The following is an 18086-nucleotide window of genomic DNA, read 5'->3' on the forward strand; positions in this document are numbered from 1 at the left end:
TCGCGGCGATTTTGCGCGACTACTGAGCTACCGCCGGATCATCCGGCCGGGCCGGATAGGCTCTGGCCCGATGAACACCGAAGGACAGCTCGCGGAGCGCGACCGCTCTCCGGGCTCCGAGAAGGAGCGCGAGGGGCGGTCGCGCTCTTCGCGTGCTCCGGCGCGGGCCGCGGAGCCCTCGTCCGCCGGGCGGCTGCCGCAATGGCTGACCGGCGGCGGGCGATGGCGGCGCGGGGCGCTGCTCGCGGCGGCCTGCGCCGCGCTCGTGCTGCTGGTGAGCGGCTTTGTGCTGCAGCCGTTCCTGATCCCCAGCGGTTCGATGGAGAACACCCTCCGTCCCGGGGACCGGGTACTGGTGAACAAGCTCGCCTACCGTTTCGGGGACGATCCGCGCCGCGGCGACGTTGTCGTGTTCGACGGAGCCGGTTCCTTCGGCGAGGAGGAGCCGTCCGGAAACCCGGTGACCGGTCTGCTGCGCAAGGCTGCCGTGGCGGTCGGGCTGGCCGAACCGGCCGAGTCCGACTACGTCAAGCGCGTGGTGGGCATCGGTGGTGACCGGGTCACCTGCTGCGACAAGCGGGGGAGGATCGAGGTGAACGGCCGGCCGGTGGACGAGCACTATCTGCACCCCGGGGACAGCCCCTCGCGGGTGCCCTTCGACATCGTCGTGCCCGAGGGGCGGCTGTGGGTCATGGGCGACCACCGCGACGCCTCCCGGGACTCACGCGACTATCTGGGCGCGCCGGGCGGGGGCACGGTCCCCGTCGACAAGGTGATCGGCCGCGCCGCATGGATCGCCTGGCCGTTCGGCCGCTGGGCCGGTGTGCCTCGTACGGACGCCTTCGCGGGCGTGCCCGCGGCGCCCGGCGCCATACCCTCCGATGCCCCCGGTGGTGCCCATGGGTAGCCGCGGGCGGCCTCGTGCCAAGGCGCGCCGGGTGGCGGGTCCGCCCGCCGGTGTGGACGCCGCCCGTGCGCCGGGCGAGCGCCGGGTGGGCGGGCGCGCGGAGCGGCGCAGGATCCAGCGCCGTATCAAGCGCAGGCGGCGCCGTTCGGCCGTCAAGGAGATACCGATCCTGGTGGGCGTGGCGCTGGTGATCGCGCTCGTCCTGAAGACCTTCCTGGTGCAGGCGTTCGTCATTCCGTCCGGTTCGATGGAGCAGACCATCCGGATCGGCGACCGGGTGCTGGTGGACAAGTTCACCCCGTGGTTCGGCTCGAAGCCGGAGCGCGGCGATGTGGTGGTGTTCAAGGACCCCGGGGGCTGGCTGGAGGACGAGCGCAAGCCCCCCAAGGACGACCCGCCGGTCATCAAGCAGGGCAAGGAGTTCCTGACCTTCATCGGCCTGCTGCCGTCCTCCGACGAGCAGGACCTGATCAAGCGGGTGGTCGCGGTGGGCGGCGACACGGTGGCGTGCTGCGATACGAACGGTAAGGTCACCGTCAACGGGACCCCGCTGAACGAGCCGTATCTGCATCCCGGGAACCCGCCGTCGCAGCGGCAGTTCAAGGTGACCGTCCCTCAGGGGCGGATGTTCGTCATGGGCGATCACCGGTCCAACTCGGCGGACTCCCGTGTCCATCTCGACGAGCCGTATCAGGGCACGGTCCCGGACAACATGGTGGTCGGCCGCGCTGTGGTGATCGCATGGCCGTTCGGGCATATGCGGCGGCTCGAGGAGCCGGACACCTACGCTTCCGTCAAGGACGCGCCGAATGGGGCGACACAGGCCCAGGGCGCGGCGCATAGGCTGTCCCCCATGGATCAGCAAGGAATGGTCCAGCTCCCGACCCCTGCGGAACTCCCGCTCGTTATGGGAGTGGTGATCCTGCGCCGTTCGTGGGGCAGGCGGCAGTCAGGCGTGAGGAGTGGATGTGGGGGATTTGGCGGTCGGCGCACGATCCGGTCACGAAGAGCCCGAGAGGCAGCCCGGGACGACGGGAGAGCACCCCACGGACGGGACGGACGAGGCGCCCGAAGCCGGTGCACCCACGGACAAGGCGGCTGGCCGCCCCAGGGCGTCCGACCCACACGGAGCCGATGGCGGGCAGGATCCCTCCGGCCCCCCGGACGGACCCGGCGCCACTGACCCGTCCGGGTCCGAGGACGGGGCACCGGCGGAGCCGGGCCCCGGGATGCCCGGCGGGCCCGGGAAGCTCGGGAAGCCGAAGAAGGTGCGCTCCTTCTGGAAGGAGCTGCCGATCCTGGTCATCATCGCGCTGGCTCTGGCGCTGCTGATCAAGACCTTCCTGGTGCAGGCGTTCTCCATCCCGTCCGACTCCATGCAGAACACCCTGCAGCGGGGCGACCGGGTGCTGGTGGACAAGCTCACCCCGTGGTTCGGCTCCGAGCCGGAGCGCGGCGAGGTGGTCGTCTTCCATGACCCGGGCGGCTGGCTCGGCGAGACGCAGACGAGTGACTCCGGCCCGGTCGCCGAGGGCATCCAGAAGGCGCTCAGCTTTATCGGGCTGATGCCTTCGGCGGAGGAGAAGGACCTGATCAAGCGGGTCATCGCGGTCGGCGGGGACACCGTCTCCTGCAAGCGCGGCGGCAAGGTCGTGGTCAACGGCAAGCCGCTGGACGAGCCGTACATCTTCCCCGGGAACACCCCCTGTGACGAGAAGCCGTTCGGCCCGATCAAGGTGCCCGAGGGCCGGATCTGGGTGATGGGCGACCACCGCCAGGACTCGCTGGACTCCCGCTACCACCAGAACCTGAACAACGGCACGGTCTCGGTGGACGATGTCGTCGGGCGCGCGTTCGTCGTCGCCTGGCCGATCGACCGCTGGTCCACCCTGCCGGTGCCGAGCACCTTCGACCAGCCGGGTCTGGGCGCGGCCGCCGCGATGGCCCCTTCGGCCGTGGGGCTCGCGGGTGCGCTGCCGATCGTGCTGTGGCGCCGCCGCAGGCTGATCGCCAAGGTCCGGGCCGAGGCCGAGGTCCGGCCGGATCGGCTGACCGCCGACTGCTGACGGAGCTCGTACCGCCGGGTAAGGTGCGGTCCCGTGTGCCCCAGGGCACACGGAACCTGATCTTCTACGTCTGTTGCGTACGGCGGGAGCACTGGAATGAGCGGAGCCCAAGGGGGCGGGGGCGGCACACCGCGGCGCACGCCGGGCAGCGTGCTGTCCGGGGTGGCGGTGGCCCTCGGGTGTGTGCTGTTCCTCGGAGGTTTCGTCTGGGGCGCGGTGCTCTACAAGCCGTACACCGTCCCGACCGACTCCATGGCGCCGACGATCGCCAAGGGCGCCCGGGTGCTGGCGCAGCGGGTCGACGGCGGCGAGGTGCGCCGCGGCGATGTGGTGGTCTTCCGCGACCAGGTGTGGGGCGATCTGCCCATGGTGAAGCGGGTCATCGGGGTCGGCGGCGACCGGATCGAGTGCTGTGACAAGCAGGGTCGGCTGCGGGTCAACGGCAAGGTCTTCGAGGAACCGTATCTGCGCTCGGGGGAGCAGGCGTCCTCGACGGTCTTCTCCACCACCGTGCCCAAGGACCGGCTGTTTCTGATGGGCGACCACCGCAGCGACTCCCTCGACTCACGGGTGCATCTCACCGACGAGGCGGGCGGCGCCGTGGAGCGGGGCGCGGTGGACGCCCGGGTGGACGCCACGGCCTGGCCGCTGGGGGCCTGGGGGACCGTGGGGCGGCCCGACGCCTTCAAGGCGCTGCCGGGCGGGATCTCGCAGCCGGGGCCGCTGGGGCCGATCCTGATCGCGGTCGTCACCGGCGCCGTGCTGATCCTGGCGGGAGCGGCCTACGGGCCCGTCGTCCGGCGCAGGGCGGGCGGCGGCGCACGGCGGGACCAGGCGGCGAAGGGAAAGGTGGCCGCGCGTGGCTGAGGGGGCCGGCGGAGCCGGGCCGACCGACGCGGACGAGCGGCGGCTGCGGAAGGTCGCACGGGTGGTGCTGCTGGATCCGCAGGACCGCATCCTGCTGCTGCACGGCTTCGAACCGGACGATCCCTCGTCGACGTGGTGGTTCACCCCGGGAGGCGGCCTGGAGGGCGAGGAGAGCCGGGAGCAGGCGGCGCTCAGGGAGCTCGCGGAGGAGACCGGGATCACCGATGTGCGCCTCGGCCCGCTGTTGTGGCAGCGGATCTGCTCCTTCCCATTCGCCGGGCGGCGCTGGGACCAGGACGAGTGGTACTACCTGTGTCGTACCCAACAGACCACGGCGCGGGCCGGCGGCGGGCTGACGGACCTGGAGCGGCGCAGTGTGGCCGGGCTGCGGTGGTGGACGGCCGATGAGCTGGCCACGGCCACCGAGCCGGTGTACCCGACACGGCTGGCGGAGCTGTTGCGTACGCTGCTCGTCGAGGGACCCCCGGGTGCACCGGTGATCCTGGAGACTGAGCGCGTCTGACGCACAATGGGGGGACGCACGGCTGAAGGGGAACATGCCATGAGCGCCGAGGACCTCGAGAAGTACGAGACCGAGATGGAGCTGAAGCTCTACCGGGAGTACCGCGATGTCGTCGGTCTGTTCAAATATGTGATCGAGACCGAACGCCGCTTCTATCTCACCAACGACTACGAGATGCAGGTGCACTCGGTCCAGGGTGAGGTCTTTTTCGAGGTGTCGATGGCCGACGCCTGGGTCTGGGACATGTACCGCCCGGCCCGTTTCGTGAAGCAGGTACGGGTTCTCACGTTCAAGGACGTGAATATCGAGGAGCTGAACAAGAGCGACCTCGACCTTCCGAGTGGCTGAGTTGTCCACAGCCGGGCGTCCGTCCACAGGAATTCTCCAAGATCCCTGAGCGGGGCGCGGGGGCGTCACAGTCGGTGCCGGAGGTGGTGCCGAATGAACGCCCGAGGAGCGCTGGGCCGCTACGGCGAGGATGTGGCGGTCCGCAGACTGGCGGAAGCCGGGATGACCGTCCTGGAGCGCAATTGGCGGTGCCGGGACGGCGAGATCGACATCGTCGCGCTCGATGCCGGTGCGCTGGTGGTGTGTGAGGTCAAGACGCGCCGCGAGGGTGGCTACGAGCATCCGATGGCGGCCGTCGGACCGGGCAAGACCGAGCGGCTGCGGCGGCTGGCGGAGTGCTGGCTGGAGCGGCACGGCGGCCCGCCGCCGGGCGGAGTGCGGATCGACGTGGTGGCGGTGGTGCTGCCCCGCCGGGGCGCGCCCGTGGTCGAGCATGTGCGAGGGGTGGCCTGATGGGGTTCGCCCGCACCTGCTCGGTGGCGCTGGTCGGAGTTGAGGGCGTCGTGGTCGAGGTCCAGGCCGATCTTGAGCCGGGATTGGCCGCCTTCACGCTCGTCGGGCTGCCCGACAAGAGCCTGGTGGAGAGCCGGGACCGGGTCCGCGCGGCCGTCGTCAATTCCGGCTGCGAATGGCCGCAGAAGAAGCTCACGGTCGGGCTCAGCCCGGCATCCGTCCCCAAGGGCGGCAGCGGCTTCGACCTGGCCGTGGCCTGTGCGGTGCTCGGCGCGGCCGAGCGTGTGGATCCGCGTGAGATCGCCGATCTGATGATGATCGGGGAGCTGGGCCTGGACGGCCGGGTCCGGCCGGTCCGCGGGGTGCTGCCCGCCGTGCTCGCCGCCTCCGAGGCGGGGTACCGCCAGGTCGTGGTTCCCGAGCAGACGGCGGCGGAGGCGGCCCTGGTGCCGGGCGTCTCGGTGCTGGGCGTGCGGAGCCTGCGCCAGTTGATCGCGGTGCTGACGGACGAGCCGGTGCCCGAGGAGGAGGAGACGCAGGAGCTGGGCCGCCCCGATCCGATGCTGGCGGGGCTCACCGTGCCCGGCGCCGGTATGGGCACCGGTGTCGCCGCCGCGCCCGGGACCGGCGCGGGGCGGCCCGATATGGCCGAGGTCGCCGGGCAGCGGGCCGCGCGCACCGCCCTGGAGGTCGCGGCCGCGGGTGGGCACCACCTCTTCCTCAGCGGGCCTCCGGGCGCCGGGAAGACCATGCTGGCCGAGCGGCTGCCGGGGCTGCTGCCGCCGCTCACCCAGCAGGAGGCCCTGGAAGTCACCGCGGTCCATTCGGTCGCCGGGGTCCTCCCGCCGGGCCAGCCGCTGGTGGAGAGCCCGCCGTACTGCGCCCCGCATCACTCGGCCACCATGGCCGCGCTCGTCGGCGGGGGAAACGGCCTGCCCAGACCCGGCGCGGTCTCGCTCGCCCACCGCGGAGTGCTCTTTCTGGACGAGGCTCCCGAGTTCAGCGGGAAGGCGCTGGACGCCCTGCGCCAGCCCCTGGAGTCGGGACATGTGGTGGTGGCCCGGTCCGGCGGGATGATGCGGATGCCGGCGCGTTTCCTGCTGATGCTGGCCGCCAACCCCTGCCCCTGCGGGCGCTATGGGCTGGTGGGCGATGTCTGCGAGTGCTCGCCCACCACGGTCCGCCGCTACCAGGCGAGGCTGTCGGGGCCGCTGCTGGACCGGGTGGACCTGCGTGTCCATGTCGAAGCGGTGAGCCGGGCCGAGCTCACCGGGGCGCGTGCCAGGGCGGAGGACAGCGCGTCCGTCGCGGCCCGGGTCCGGGAGGCACGGGAGCGGGCCGCCGCCCGCCTCCAGGACACCCCCTGGCGGCTGAACAGCGAGGTGCCGGGCCATGAGCTGCGCACCCGCTGGCAGCCGTTCCCCGGTGCGCTGCGCGAGGCCGAGCGCGATATGGAGCGCGGGCTGCTCACCGCGCGAGGGCTCGACCGGGTGCTGAGGGTCGCCTGGACCGTCGCCGACCTGGCCGGGCACGACCGGCCCGCGGCGCCGGACATCGCCCAGGCGCTTCAGTTACGCACCGGGGTCAGCCGCGGGGTGCCGGTCGCGGCGGGGGAGTGCTGATGTCCGCTCCTTCGGCGGGTGACCGCGGCGCCGCCGTCCCCGCCCTGTTCTCCGAGCCCTGGCAGGCGCAGGGCGCCCCGGATGAGGCGCGGAGAGCCCTGGACGAGGGAGGGCAGGGCGTCCCGGACGCGGGGCACGGCGTCTCGGGCGAAGAGCACGTGGCCGTGGACGCGGGGCACGGTGCCCCGGACGGGGCGCAGGGGCTCCCCGAGCGACGGGGTGTTCCGGACGAGGAGCGGCTGGCGCGGGCGGCGCTCACCCGACTCGTGGAGCCCGGGGACCAGACGGTGGGGCGCTGGCTGCGTCGCATGGGGCCGGTGGCGCTGTGGCGGGCGCTCACCGGGAAGGGCAAGCCCCCGCCCGGGGCGACCGGGGACCGGCTGGCCGGATGCGCGCTGCGGGCGGCCGGGCTGGACCCGGCCGCCGACCTCGCGCTGATCGACCGGCGCGGAGGGCGGTTCATCTGCCCCGGGGATCTGGACTGGCCCGGTCAGCTCGACGATCTCGGGGACGCTCGCCCGGTCGGGTTATGGGTGCGCGGCCCGGCCGGCTTGCGGATGTGGGCGCTGCGCTCGGTCGCTGTGGTGGGAGCGCGGGCCTGCAGTGACTACGGCGCGCATGTCGCGGCGACGCTCGGCGCCGGGCTGGCCGAGCGGGGATGGGTGGTCGTCTCCGGTGCGGCCCACGGCGTGGACGGCGCGGCTCACCGAGGGGCGCTCGCCGCGGGCGGGGCCACCATCGCGGTGCTCGCCTCCGGTGTGGACGTCCCCTATCCGCGAGGGCATACCGAGTTGATCGAGCGCATCGCGGAACAGGGCCTGGTACTGGCCGAGTTGCCGCCCGGTGCGCATCCGACGCGCCCCAGATTCGTGCTCCGCAACCGGGTCATCGCCGCGCTCACCCGAGGCACGGTCGTGGTCGAGGCCCAGTTCCGCAGCGGATCGCTGGTCACCGCGCGCCGGGCACAACAGCTCGGGCGGTCCACCATGGGGGTGCCGGGTCCGGTGACCAGCGGGCTGTCCGCCGGGGTGCATGAACTGCTGCGCGGTGAGGCGGTCCTGGTCACCGATGCCGCCGAAGTGGCCGAGCTCATCGGCGGCATCGGAGACCTCGCCCCGGAGCGGCGGGGTCCGCTGGTCGAGCGGGACCTGCTCGATCCCGTGACGGCACGGGTGCTGGAAGCGTTGTCGGCACGAGGCGGCAACGACTTGCGGAAGGTGGCCCGGGAATCCGGGACCGGCTGCGACGAGGCCCTGGGCCGGCTCCATGAACTGCTCGCCCTGGGCTTTGTCGAACGTCAGGGCGATCGATGGGAGTTGGTCCGTCCCGTGAGCCCGGGCGACGGCGCACGGCGAGGCGATCCCCCGAATCGGGGCAATCGGGTGAAAGGGTTGAGGCGATGACCGTATCCGCACACCGCCGAGCCGAAGCCCTTCGCATACCGCGACGCCGCAGTCACGCTACGCTCACAAGGTTTCCGGCGGAAGCGTACGTCCTCACCCATGTCATGGCAGAACGGCTCAAGGCGACGAATGCCCCAGCACATCTCCGGGTCTGATAGCGCGGCGCCGCCCGCGGCTCGCGGCGCGGTGCGCCCTGCCGCGCCCTCATCGCTCGACGAGCTGTGGCGGTCGTACAAGACCACGGGCGACGGCCGGCTGCGGGAGCAGCTGATCCTGCACTACTCACCGCTGGTGAAATATGTGGCCGGCCGGGTCAGCGTCGGGCTGCCCTCCAATGTCGAGCAGGCGGACTTCGTCTCCTCCGGGGTCTTCGGACTCATCGACGCCATCGAGAAGTTCGACCCCGAGCGCGCCATCAAGTTCGAGACCTACGCGATCACCCGGATCCGCGGCGCGATGATCGACGAGTTGCGGGCACTGGACTGGATCCCGCGGTCGGTCCGTCAGAAGGCCCGGGCCGTGGAGCGGGCGTACGCCACGCTGGAGGCCCAGCTGCGCCGCACCCCCTCGGAGGCCGAGGTGGCGGCCGAGATGGACATCAGCATCGAGGAACTGCACGGCGTTTTCAGCCAGTTGTCGCTCGCCAACGTGGTCGCCCTGGAGGAGCTGCTGCATGTCGGCGGCGAGGGCGGCGACCGGCTCAGTCTCATGGACACCCTCGAGGACACCGCCGCGGACAACCCGGTCGAGGTGGCCGAGGACCGGGAGCTGCGCAGGCTGCTCGCCCGAGCGATCAACACCCTCCCGGAGCGGGAGAAGACCGTGGTCACGCTCTACTACTACGAGGGGCTCACGCTCGCCGAGATCGGCCAGGTGCTCGGCGTCACCGAGAGCAGGGTCAGCCAGATTCACACCAAATCGGTGCTCCAGCTGCGGGCGAAACTCGCCGACGTCGGCCGCTGAATCGTCCCTCCGGCATCGCCCTCCCGGTGGCCTCTTCCGTAGAGTGGTCGGGTGCCCAGGATTCGAGCGGCCTCAGTGGCCGAGCACCGAACGATGCAGCGCGCGGCCCTGCTGGAGGCCGCCCGCACCCTGCTGTCCGAGGGCGGCACGGAGGCGCTGACCTTCCCCGCCCTCGCCGAGCGCACGGGACTCGCACGGTCCTCCGTCTATGAGTACTTCCGCTCCCGCGCCGCCGTGGTCGAGGAGCTGTGCGCCGTCGACTTCCCGGTCTGGGCCGCCGAGGTCGAGGCCGCCATGGAGCGGGCCGACGGGCCGGAGGCGAAGATCGAGGCGTATGTCCGCCGGCAGCTGGCGCTCGTCGGCGACCGTCGGCACCGCGCGGTCGTGGCGATCTCCGCCGGTGAGCTGGACTCGGGCGCGCGGGAGAAGATCCGCGCCGCCCATGGCGGACTGATCGCCATGGTGGTCGAGGCCCTCGCGACCCTCGGACATGAGCAGCCGCGGCTCTCGGCCGTGCTGCTCCAGGGCGTGGTGGACGCCGCGGTCCGGCGCATCGAGCTCGGCGCGGCCGAGGACCCCGAGCGGATCACCGCGGCGGCCGTCGCCATGGCCCTGCGCGGCGTCCGGGGCTGACCTCTGCCGGTCCCCGCCGCTCCACCGGGCGCCCGGGGTGCGGCCCAGACGGATCCGGGCCCAGAGGGATGCCGCCGCCAGCACCGCGGCCGCCGGCAGCCGGGTGCCCCCGGCGGGGGAGGCGAGGGTGGAGACCGTCGGCGCGTCGCGCACCCCGAACACCGGAAGCAGCCGGGAGGGCCCGCCCCGCAGCATCGACGGCGGCAGCAGCGACAGGGGATCGAGATAGCGGTCCGCGCGCCGCAGCCCCCAGTGCAGACAGCCGGACCGGCAGTGGAAGGGGCCCGGCGCCACCACGCCGACCACCTGCCCTGCGGCCACCCGCTCATCCTTGGCCACCGTGGCGCGCACCGGTTCGTAGGTGGTGCGCAGCGGAGGGGAGCCGGTCCCGGACACCTCGATCACCAGCACCCCACGGCCCGCGACCGGACCCACGAAGCTCACCCGCCCCGCGCCCGCCGCCCTGACCCGCTCGCCCGGGCGCGCCGCGAGGTCGACTCCGCGATGCCCCGCCGCCCAGGGAGCCGGAGGCGGCTGCCAGCCCCTCAGCACGGCCGGCCGCCTCGCGCCCGGCACACCGTCGACCGGCCACGACCGCTCCCCGCCCGGACCCGGCGCCGCGCCCGGGTCCGCCGCCGCGGCCCGCGCCGCCGAAAGAGGTACCGCCGGAAGAGGCGCCGTCGGCTCCGGCAGCATCGACAGCACCGGCAGCGCCAGAATCACCAGGGCAAGAGCCCGCCCCACCACAAGCCTTCGCATGTCCTCCACGATGGCCCGGCGACCCGAAACGGGTGGATCATGGACGGAATCGGGGGACTACTCACGGGTTGTGGATAACGCCGTCACCCGGCACCGTACCCGTCCCGTACACTTCTTATGGCGATCCGGGTCACCGGATCGACTTCGCACGCCCCGCCACCGACGCTCCGATCGCGCATCGGTCAGCTCGGTGGCCGCGCCCCTCGGTCCTTGGACGACCCCCGAAAGGGCCTCGTCCGTGGCAGGCGCGTCGGGACGTCAGGAGCGGCGGCCGCCCGGCCGCCGTGGAACCGAGTACCTCAAGGAGTACGGCCATGGCCGTCGTCACGATGCGGGAGCTGCTGGAGAGCGGCGTCCACTTCGGGCACCAGACCCGCCGCTGGAACCCGAAGATGAAGCGCTTCATCTTCACCGAGCGCAACGGCATCTACATCATTGACCTGCTCCAGTCGCTGTCGTACATCGACCGCGCCTACGAGTTCGTCAAGGAGACCGTCGCCCACGGCGGCTCCATCATGTTCGTCGGTACGAAGAAGCAGGCGCAGGAGGCCATCGCCGAGCAGGCGACCCGCGTCGGCATGCCGTACGTCAACCAGCGCTGGCTGGGCGGCATGCTCACCAACTTCTCGACCGTCTACAAGCGCCTGCAGCGCCTGAAGGAGCTCGAGCAGATCGACTTCGAGGATGTGGCCGCCTCCGGCCTCACCAAGAAGGAGCTCCTGGTCCTCTCCCGCGAGAAGGCCAAGCTGGAGAAGACCCTCGGCGGTATCCGCGAGATGCAGAAGGTGCCGAGCGCCGTCTGGATCGTCGACACCAAGAAGGAGCACATCGCCGTCGGTGAGGCGCGCAAGCTCCGGATCCCGGTCGTCGCGATCCTCGACACCAACTGCGACCCGGACGAGGTCGACTACAAGATCCCGGGCAATGACGACGCGATCCGCTCCGTCACCCTGCTCACCCGGGTGATCGCCGACGCCGTCGCCGAGGGCCTCATCTCCCGTTCCGGCGTCGCCACCGGTGGCGAGAAGGCCGACAAGGCCGCGGGCGAGCCGCTCGCCGAGTGGGAGCGCGACCTGCTCGAGGGTGAGAAGAAGGCCGACGACGCCGAGGCCAAGCCCGCCGAGGACGCCAAGCCTGCCGAGGACGCTGCGGACAAGCCTGCCGAGGACGCTGCGGACAAGCCTGCCGAGGACGCTGCGGACAAGCCCGCCGAGGCCGCCGCGGACAAGCCCGCTGAGGACGCCAAGCCCGCCGAGGACGTCACTCCTGCCGAGGCCCCCGCCGCGGGCACCGAACAGGGCTGACCACTCAGACGTCACTCAGACGGTGTATGACGGCGGGGGACGGTGCCGATGGCGCCGCCCCCGCCGTTCACCCGTAGAGCTTTCGACTTTCGAGAAGAGATTTACAGATCATGGCGAACTTCACCGCCGCTGACGTCAAGAAGCTCCGTGAGCTGACCGGCGCCGGCATGATGGACTGCAAGAAGGCGCTGGACGAGGCCGAGGGCAACGTCGACAAGGCCGTCGAGATCCTGCGCGTCAAGGGCCAGAAGGGCGTGGCCAAGCGGGAGAGCCGCAACGCCGAGAACGGCGCTGTCGTCTCCCTCATCGCGGACGACAAGACCTCCGGCGTGCTGGTCGAGCTGAAGTGCGAGACGGACTTCGTCGCCAAGGGCGACAAGTTCGTGGCCGTCGCCGACGCCATCGCCGCCCACGTCGCCAAGACCTCCCCGGCCGACCTGGACGCCCTGCTCTCCTCCGAGATCGAGGCGGGCAAGACCGTTCAGGCGTTCGTCGACGAGGCCAACGCGACCCTCGGCGAGAAGATCGTCCTGGACCGCTTCGCGCAGTTCTCCGGCGGTTACGTCGCGGCGTACATGCACCGCACCAGCCCGGACCTGCCGCCGCAGGTCGGCGTCCTGGTCGAGCTGGACAAGGAAGACGCCACGGTCGCCAAGGACGTCGCGCAGCACATCGCCGCCTTCGCCCCGAAGTTCCTCACCCGCGACGAGATCTCGGCCGAGACGGTCGAGAACGAGCGCCGCGTCGCCGAGGCCACGGCCCGCGAGGAGGGCAAGCCCGAGGGCGCCCTGCCGAAGATCGTCGAGGGTCGCGTCACCGGCTTCTTCAAGGAGAACGTCCTGGTGGACCAGCCGTTCGCCAAGGACAACAAGAAGTCCGTCCAGAAGGTCCTGGACGAGGCCGGTGTCTCGCTCAAGCGCTTCGCCCGTTTCCGCGTCGGCGTCTGAGCCGAGCAGCGAATGACCGTCGACCCCGATAGGGTCGTAGTCAGCCAACCGTCAACCGGTCGGCCGCAGATGTGACGAGGAGGCCATTGCCGCAGAGGTCGTAACAGGACCCGTCCGGCAGTGGCCTTCTTCGTATGTGCACGAGGAGATCTCCAATGAATCACGGCGCGGACGCCAAACAGGCCGCCGACGACAAGAACGCGCACGGTGCGGCCAAGCATGGTCGCTTCATGCTGAAGCTGTCCGGCGAGGCGTTCGCCGGAGGCGGGGGACTCGGTGTCGACCCCGATGTCGTGCACGCCATCGCCCGCGAGGTCGCCGCCGTGGTCAGGGACGGTGCCGAGATCGCCATCGTCATCGGTGGCGGTAACTTCTTCCGCGGTGCGGAGCTGCAGCAGCGCGGTATGGACCGGGCCCGCTCGGACTACATGGGCATGCTCGGAACCGTCATGAACTGCCTCGCCCTCCAGGACTTCCTGGAAAAGGAGGGCATCGACTCCCGCGTCCAGACCGCCATCACCATGGGTCAGGTCGCGGAGCCGTACATTCCGCTGCGTGCGGTGCGCCACCTGGAGAAGGGGCGCGTGGTGATCTTCGGCGCGGGTATGGGCATGCCGTACTTCTCCACGGACACCACCGCGGCCCAGCGGGCGCTGGAGATCGACGCGCAGGCCCTGCTCATGGGGAAGAACGGCGTGGACGGGGTCTATGACTCCGACCCCGCCCGCAACCCCGATGCGGTGAAGTTCGACGCCCTGGAGTACAGCGAGGTGATCACCAGGGACCTGAAGGTCGCCGACGCCACCGCGATCACCCTCTGCCGGGACAACAAGCTGCCCATCCTCGTCTTCGAGCTCCTGGCCGAAGGAAATATCGCGCGCGCGGTGAAGGGTGAGAAGATCGGCACGCTGGTGAGCGACCAGGGCTCCCGGGCCTGACGGCTCGAACGGGGGATGGACAACGGCCTGCCGGTCGGACACCGTGCAGGAGAAGACGCACGCAGGGGCGAGGCTCTGCTTACTGATAACACCAGGAGCAAGTGGTGATCGAAGAGACCCTCCTCGAGGCCGAGGAGAAGATGGAGAAAGCCGTTGTGGTCGCCAAGGAGGACTTCGCCGCGATCCGCACCGGGCGTGCGCACCCGGCGATGTTCAACAAGATCGTGGCGGACTACTACGGTGCGCTGACGCCGATCAATCAGCTCGCGTCGTTCTCGGTGCCGGAGCCGCGCATGGCCGTGGTCACGCCGTTCGACAAGACCGCGCTCCGCAACATCGAGCAGGCGATCCGGGACTCGGATCTGGGCGTCAACCCGAGCAATGACGGCAACATCATCCGGGTGGTGTTCCCCGAGCTCACCGAGCAGCGCCGTAAGGAGTTCATCAAGGTCGCCAAGGCCAAGGGCGAGGACGCGAAGATCTCGATCCGCAGCGTCCGGCGCAAGGCCAAGGAGTCCATCGACAAGCTGATCAAGGACGGCGAGGTCGGCGAGGACGAGGGGCGCCGCGCCGAGAAGGAGCTCGACGACACCACGGCGAAGTATGTCGCGCAGGTGGATGAGCTGCTCAAGCACAAGGAAGCCGAGCTGCTCGAGGTCTGATGAACGACTCTTCCTGGGGGGCCCCACCAAGCGCCGGATTCCGGGCACCGGGCGGTCAGGGCACCTCCCCCGGCTACGGCTGGGTGGCGGCGCCTTCTTCGGCGGGTCCCGCGCACGAGGTGGGCGAAGCGGCGCAGACTCGCCCCATGCCCACCGTGCCCCACGCGGGCGGCGACTCCGGCGAGGCCGCCGACCGTGACCGGGGGGCCGCTCGGCTGAGCGGCCCCCTCTTCCGCGACGAGCGGGAGCCGCAGCCCGGACCCCGGCCGCCCGCCGGGCGCCCGCCGACGCCCCCCGACCCCGCGCCCGACCCGGCCTCGGCCGACGGCGGCGCGCGCGGCGCCGGTGCCGGGCAGGGGAAGAAGAGCGCGGGCCGTAATCTGCGCGCCGCGATAGGGGTGGGCATCGGCCTCGGCGTGATCATCGTGGCCTCGCTCTTCATCTACAAGCCCGTGTTTGTCGGCGTGGTAGCGGTCGCGGTGGTGGTCGGGCTCTGGGAGCTGACCTCACGGCTGACCGAGCGCAAGGGCATCCGGGTCCCGCTGGTGCCGCTCGCGGTCGGCGGGGTCGCCATGATCGTCGCCGGCTATGTGCGCGGTGCCCAGGGCGCGGTGGTGGCGGTGGCGCTCACAGCGCTCGCGGTGCTGGTCTGGCGGATGACCGAACCGCCCGACAACTACCTCAGGGATGTCACCGCGGGCGTCTTCGCCGCCTTCTACGTGCCGTTCCTGGCCACCTTCGTGGCGCTCATGCTCGACACCGGGGACGGCCCGTGGCGGGTCCTCACCTTCCTGCTGCTGACCGTGGTCAGCGACACGGGGGCGTACGCGGTGGGCTGGCGCTTCGGCAAGCATCCGCTGGCGCCGCGGATCAGCCCCGGCAAGACGCGCGAGGGGCTGCTGGGCGCGGTGACCTTCGCGATGGTCGCGGGCGCGCTGTGCATGCAGTACCTCATCGACGACGGCGTCTGGTGGCAGGGCCTGCTGCTCGGCCTCGCCGTCGCGGTCAGCGCGACCCTGGGCGACCTCGGCGAGTCCATGATCAAGCGGGACCTCGGCATCAAGGACATGGGCAAGCTGCTGCCCGGCCATGGCGGGATCATGGACCGGCTCGACTCGCTGCTGCCCACCGCGCCGGTCGCGTGGCTGCTGCTGGTGATCTTCGTGGGCGGCGGCTGACGAGGCCGCCCACGGGCCCCGCGCCACACATGGCGCGGGGCCCTTCGTACGTCTGCGACACTGGGTGAATCATGCCTAAGCCCGGAGAACTCACCTTCGCCGCGCCGCGCGGGGCCAAGAAGCCCCCGCGGCATCTTGCCGACCTCACACCCGCCGAGCGCCGGGAGGCCGTCGCCGCCCTCGGGGAGAAGCCCTTCCGGGCCAGTCAGGTGTCGCGTCACTACTTCGCGCGTTACGTCGACGACCCCGCACAGTGGAGCGACATACCGGCCGCCGCGCGCGAGAAGCTGGCCGCCGGGCTGCTGCCGGAGCTGATGAGCGTGGTGCGCCACATCAGCTGCGACGACGACACCACGCGCAAGACCCTGTGGCGGCTCTTCGACGGCACGCTCGTGGAGTCCGTACTGATGCGCTACCCGGACCGGGTCACCATGTGCATCAGCTCACAGGCGGGCTGCGGGATGAACTGCCCGTTCTGCGCCACCGGCCAGGCGGGGCTGGACCGCAATCTGTCCACCGCCGAGATCGTGCACCAGATCGTCGACGGAATGCGGGCCCTCCGCGACGGTGAGATCCCCGGTGGGCCGGCCCGGCTGTCCAACATCGTCTTCATGGGCATGGGCGAGCCGCTGGCCAACTACAACCGCGTCGTCGGCGCCATCCGCCGGCTCACCGACCCCGAGCCCGACGGCCTCGGCCTTTCGCAGCGCGGGATCACCGTCTCGACCGTCGGCCTCGTGCCGGCGATGCTGCGGTTCGCCGACGAGGGGTTCAAGTGCCGGCTCGCGGTGTCGCTGCACGCGCCCGACGACGAGCTGCGCGACACCCTCGTGCCGGTCAACACCCGCTGGAAGGTGCGCGAAGTCCTGGACGCCGCGTGGGAGTACGCGGAGAAGTCCGGCCGCCGGGTCTCCATCGAGTACGCGCTGATCAAGGACATCAACGACCAGGCGTGGCGCGCCGATCTGCTCGGCCGGCTGCTCAAGGGCCGCCGGGTGCATGTGAACCTCATTCCGCTCAACCCGACGCCCGGCTCCAAGTGGACGGCGTCCCGGCCCGAGGACGAGAAGGCGTTCGTGGCGGCCCTGGAGGCCCACGGGGTGCCGGTGACCGTCCGGGACACCCGTGGCCAGGAGATCGACGGGGCCTGCGGGCAGCTGGCGGCTTCGGAGCGCTGAGGACCGGCTGATACGGTGCCTGAGCATCGTCGCATCATGCGATCGTCGCAAAACTGAACATCCGTACAAGTGAACATTCCGACAGGGGAGCGCTCACAGCGCTGAGAGTGCGGCACGGCCGCAGACCCTCGGACCTGATCCGGGTCATACCGGCGTAGGGAGTCAGCATCACCATGAACAGCCAGCTTCGGCGTGCCATCTCAGCCGCCCTTTTCGGCTCACTGGCGTTGGGCGCGCTCGTCGGCTGCGGCGAGGATTCCAAGAGCGGCGCGGACTCCAAGACGGTCACCCTGGTCACGCACGACTCGTTCGCGGCCTCCAAGGCGGTCCTCAAGGAGTTCACCAAGGAGACCGGCTACAAGGTGCGGGTGCAGGCCGGGGGCGACGCCGGAGCCGCCGTCAACCAGGCGATCCTGTCCAAGGGCCACCCCCAGGGCGATGTGTTCTTCGGCGTCGACAACACCCTGCTCTCCCGGGCGCTCGACAATGACCTGTTCACCCCCTACACGGCGAAGGGCCTCGACAAGGTCCCGACGGCCCTTCAGCTCGACCGGGCCGAGCACCGCGTCACCCCCGTCGACTTCGGCGACATCTGCGTCAACTACGACCGTAAGTACTTCGCCGACAAGAAGCTGGCGCCGCCCCGGACGCTGGAGGATCTGACCAAGCCCGCCTACAAGAACCTCCTCGTCACCGAGAACGCGGCCACCTCGTCCCCCGGCCTCGGCTTCCTCCTCGCCACGGCCGCCAAGTACGGCGACGACGGCTGGAAGGGCTACTGGAAGAAGCTGCGGGCCAACGGCGTCGAGGTCGTCGACGGCTGGGAGCAGGCGTACTACGACCGGTTCTCCGGCTCGGCCGGCGGCGGCAAGGGCGACCGGCCGCTCGTCGTCTCCTACGCCTCGAGCCCGCCCGCCGAGGTGGCCGACGCCAAGACCAAGCCCGCCAAGGCCCCCACCGGGGTGGCGACGGGCACTTGCTTCCGGCAGGTGGAGTTCGCCGGGCTGCTGAACGGAGCGGGCAACACCAAGGGCGGCAAGGCGCTGCTGGATTTCCTGCTGAGCAAGCGGTTCCAGGAGGACGTCCCGCTGAACATGTACGTCAACCCGGCGCGCGAGGACGCCAAGCTGCCGGAGCTGTTCACCCGGTACGGGGTCAGGATCGCCGACTCCGCCACCCTGGCGCCGCAGAAGATCGCCAAGAACCGTGAGCCGTGGGTCAAGACATGGTCCTCGCTGGTCCTGTAGAGCCCCGCGAGAACCGTAAGACGGCCGACGGCCACCGTAAGGCCGACAGGGCAGCCGGCGGCGGCCGTCGCGCGCTCGCTCTCCGGCT

At 71.1% G+C, this 18086-nt stretch carries 18 protein-coding genes, 1 pseudogene and 1 riboswitch; of the genes and pseudogenes, 18 read left to right on the top strand and 1 reads right to left on the bottom strand.

The features are described 5' to 3' along the window. The first annotated feature begins 70 nt into the window (after window positions 1-70). The 11 genes from lepB (J5X86_RS17575) to J5X86_RS17625 all read left to right on the top strand — a co-directional run bounded on the left by lepB (J5X86_RS17575) (window position 71) and on the right by J5X86_RS17625 (window position 9785). Window positions 71-907: a signal peptidase I gene (gene lepB / locus J5X86_RS17575; RefSeq protein WP_208517723.1), complete on the top strand. Its 837-nt coding sequence runs from the start codon at window positions 71-73 to the stop codon at window positions 905-907. Next, window positions 900-2090 carry a signal peptidase I gene (gene lepB / locus J5X86_RS17580; RefSeq protein WP_208517724.1) on the top strand — a complete coding sequence of 397 codons (1191 nt, stop codon included), beginning with the start codon at window positions 900-902 and terminating at the stop codon, window positions 2088-2090. The genes lepB (J5X86_RS17575) and lepB (J5X86_RS17580) overlap by 8 nt, the downstream gene beginning before the upstream one ends. Before the next feature lie 46 nt (window positions 2091-2136). Continuing rightward, complete coding sequence (gene lepB, locus J5X86_RS17585) at window positions 2137-2973, top strand: signal peptidase I (RefSeq protein ID WP_208517725.1); 837 nt, start codon at window positions 2137-2139, stop codon at window positions 2971-2973. 96 nt (window positions 2974-3069) lie between these two features. Next, window positions 3070-3840 carry a signal peptidase I gene (gene lepB, locus J5X86_RS17590; protein WP_208517726.1) on the top strand — a complete coding sequence of 257 codons (771 nt, stop codon included), beginning with the start codon at window positions 3070-3072 and terminating at the stop codon, window positions 3838-3840. After that, window positions 3833-4363, top strand: coding sequence for an NUDIX hydrolase (locus tag J5X86_RS17595; protein ID WP_208517727.1), 531 nt, complete (start codon window positions 3833-3835; stop codon window positions 4361-4363). The genes lepB (J5X86_RS17590) and J5X86_RS17595 overlap by 8 nt, the downstream gene beginning before the upstream one ends. 39 nt (window positions 4364-4402) lie before the next feature. Then, window positions 4403-4711: a DUF2469 domain-containing protein gene (locus tag J5X86_RS17600; RefSeq protein ID WP_004944840.1), complete on the top strand. Its 309-nt coding sequence runs from the start codon at window positions 4403-4405 to the stop codon at window positions 4709-4711. Window positions 4712-4804: 93 nt separating this feature from the next. Beyond that, window positions 4805-5164 carry a YraN family protein gene (locus J5X86_RS17605; protein ID WP_208517728.1) on the top strand — a complete coding sequence of 120 codons (360 nt, stop codon included), beginning with the start codon at window positions 4805-4807 and terminating at the stop codon, window positions 5162-5164. Further along, on the top strand, window positions 5164-6786 hold the full coding sequence (locus J5X86_RS17610; RefSeq protein ID WP_208517729.1) for a YifB family Mg chelatase-like AAA ATPase: 1623 nt from the start codon (window positions 5164-5166) through the stop codon (window positions 6784-6786). Before J5X86_RS17605 ends, J5X86_RS17610 begins: the two co-directional genes overlap by 1 nt. After that, window positions 6786-8189: a DNA-processing protein DprA gene (gene dprA, locus J5X86_RS17615; RefSeq protein WP_208517730.1), complete on the top strand. Its 1404-nt coding sequence runs from the start codon at window positions 6786-6788 to the stop codon at window positions 8187-8189. The genes J5X86_RS17610 and dprA overlap by 1 nt, the downstream gene beginning before the upstream one ends. A 129-nt stretch (window positions 8190-8318) precedes the next feature. Then, entirely contained in the window at window positions 8319-9152 is an 834-nt protein-coding gene (gene whiG, locus J5X86_RS17620; protein WP_014055202.1) for an RNA polymerase sigma factor WhiG, read from the top strand. Between the two features lie 93 nt (window positions 9153-9245). After that, the gene (locus J5X86_RS17625; protein ID WP_208517793.1) at window positions 9246-9785 is read left to right on the top strand and encodes a TetR/AcrR family transcriptional regulator; all 540 of its coding nucleotides are present in this window, start codon (window positions 9246-9248) and stop codon (window positions 9783-9785) included. Between the two features lie 276 nt (window positions 9786-10061). Here J5X86_RS17625 and J5X86_RS17630 read toward each other — a convergent pair. Next, window positions 10062-10544, bottom strand: a pseudogene (locus J5X86_RS17630) (peptidoglycan DD-metalloendopeptidase family protein); the annotation flags it as partial. 314 nt (window positions 10545-10858) lie between these two features. Here J5X86_RS17630 and rpsB point away from each other — a divergent pair. From rpsB to J5X86_RS17665, 7 genes are all read left to right on the top strand, one after another. Next, window positions 10859-11848, top strand: coding sequence for a 30S ribosomal protein S2 (rpsB, locus tag J5X86_RS17635; protein ID WP_208517731.1), 990 nt, complete (start codon window positions 10859-10861; stop codon window positions 11846-11848). A gap of 110 nt (window positions 11849-11958) precedes the next feature. Continuing rightward, window positions 11959-12795 carry a translation elongation factor Ts gene (gene tsf, locus J5X86_RS17640; protein ID WP_014055205.1) on the top strand — a complete coding sequence of 279 codons (837 nt, stop codon included), beginning with the start codon at window positions 11959-11961 and terminating at the stop codon, window positions 12793-12795. 155 nt (window positions 12796-12950) lie between these two features. Further along, complete coding sequence (gene pyrH / locus J5X86_RS17645; RefSeq protein WP_208517732.1) at window positions 12951-13733, top strand: UMP kinase; 783 nt, start codon at window positions 12951-12953, stop codon at window positions 13731-13733. A gap of 104 nt (window positions 13734-13837) precedes the next feature. Then, entirely contained in the window at window positions 13838-14395 is a 558-nt protein-coding gene (frr, locus tag J5X86_RS17650; RefSeq protein WP_059144208.1) for a ribosome recycling factor, read from the top strand. Next, window positions 14395-15573, top strand: a complete 1179-nt coding sequence (locus J5X86_RS17655) for a phosphatidate cytidylyltransferase (RefSeq protein WP_208517733.1) — start codon at window positions 14395-14397, stop codon at window positions 15571-15573. The genes frr and J5X86_RS17655 overlap by 1 nt, the downstream gene beginning before the upstream one ends. A 71-nt stretch (window positions 15574-15644) precedes the next feature. Then, window positions 15645-16751 (top strand): 23S rRNA (adenine(2503)-C(2))-methyltransferase RlmN, encoded by a 1107-nt coding sequence (gene rlmN, locus J5X86_RS17660; RefSeq protein WP_208517734.1) that lies wholly within the window; start codon window positions 15645-15647, stop codon window positions 16749-16751. 73 nt (window positions 16752-16824) lie between these two features. Further along, window positions 16825-16929: riboswitch (TPP riboswitch) on the top strand. Then, window positions 16925-17998 (top strand): thiamine ABC transporter substrate binding subunit, encoded by a 1074-nt coding sequence (locus J5X86_RS17665; protein ID WP_208517735.1) that lies wholly within the window; start codon window positions 16925-16927, stop codon window positions 17996-17998. (Overlaps the previous riboswitch by 5 nt.) The last annotated feature ends 88 nt before the right edge of the window (window positions 17999-18086 follow it).

This window comes from Streptomyces sp. NEAU-YJ-81, assembly GCF_017592595.1.
Lineage (GTDB): Bacteria > Actinomycetota > Actinomycetes > Streptomycetales > Streptomycetaceae > Streptomyces > Streptomyces hygroscopicus_B.

Bases quoted from the DNA above. Each gene is read 5' to 3' on its own strand.
- J5X86_RS17665 (WP_208517735.1), top strand. From the start codon at position 16,925: ATGAACAGCCAGCTTCGGCGTGCCATCTCAGCCGCCCTTTTCGGCTCA.
- dprA (WP_208517730.1), top strand. From the start codon at position 6,786: ATGTCCGCTCCTTCGGCGGGTGACCGCGGCGCCGCCGTCCCCGCCCTG.
- rpsB (WP_208517731.1), top strand. From the start codon at position 10,859: ATGGCCGTCGTCACGATGCGGGAGCTGCTGGAGAGCGGCGTCCACTTC.
- J5X86_RS17625 (WP_208517793.1), top strand. From the start codon at position 9,246: ATGCAGCGCGCGGCCCTGCTGGAGGCCGCCCGCACCCTGCTGTCCGAG.
- rlmN (WP_208517734.1), top strand. From the start codon at position 15,645: ATGCCTAAGCCCGGAGAACTCACCTTCGCCGCGCCGCGCGGGGCCAAG.
- J5X86_RS17610 (WP_208517729.1), top strand. From the start codon at position 5,164: ATGGGGTTCGCCCGCACCTGCTCGGTGGCGCTGGTCGGAGTTGAGGGC.
- pyrH (WP_208517732.1), top strand. From the start codon at position 12,951: ATGAATCACGGCGCGGACGCCAAACAGGCCGCCGACGACAAGAACGCG.
- J5X86_RS17605 (WP_208517728.1), top strand. From the start codon at position 4,805: ATGAACGCCCGAGGAGCGCTGGGCCGCTACGGCGAGGATGTGGCGGTC.
- lepB (WP_208517726.1), top strand. From the start codon at position 3,070: ATGAGCGGAGCCCAAGGGGGCGGGGGCGGCACACCGCGGCGCACGCCG.
- tsf (WP_014055205.1), top strand. From the start codon at position 11,959: ATGGCGAACTTCACCGCCGCTGACGTCAAGAAGCTCCGTGAGCTGACC.
- lepB (WP_208517723.1), top strand. From the start codon at position 71: ATGAACACCGAAGGACAGCTCGCGGAGCGCGACCGCTCTCCGGGCTCC.
- J5X86_RS17600 (WP_004944840.1), top strand. From the start codon at position 4,403: ATGAGCGCCGAGGACCTCGAGAAGTACGAGACCGAGATGGAGCTGAAG.
- lepB (WP_208517725.1), top strand. From the start codon at position 2,137: ATGCCCGGCGGGCCCGGGAAGCTCGGGAAGCCGAAGAAGGTGCGCTCC.
- lepB (WP_208517724.1), top strand. From the start codon at position 900: ATGGGTAGCCGCGGGCGGCCTCGTGCCAAGGCGCGCCGGGTGGCGGGT.
- J5X86_RS17655 (WP_208517733.1), top strand. From the start codon at position 14,395: ATGAACGACTCTTCCTGGGGGGCCCCACCAAGCGCCGGATTCCGGGCA.
- whiG (WP_014055202.1), top strand. From the start codon at position 8,319: ATGCCCCAGCACATCTCCGGGTCTGATAGCGCGGCGCCGCCCGCGGCT.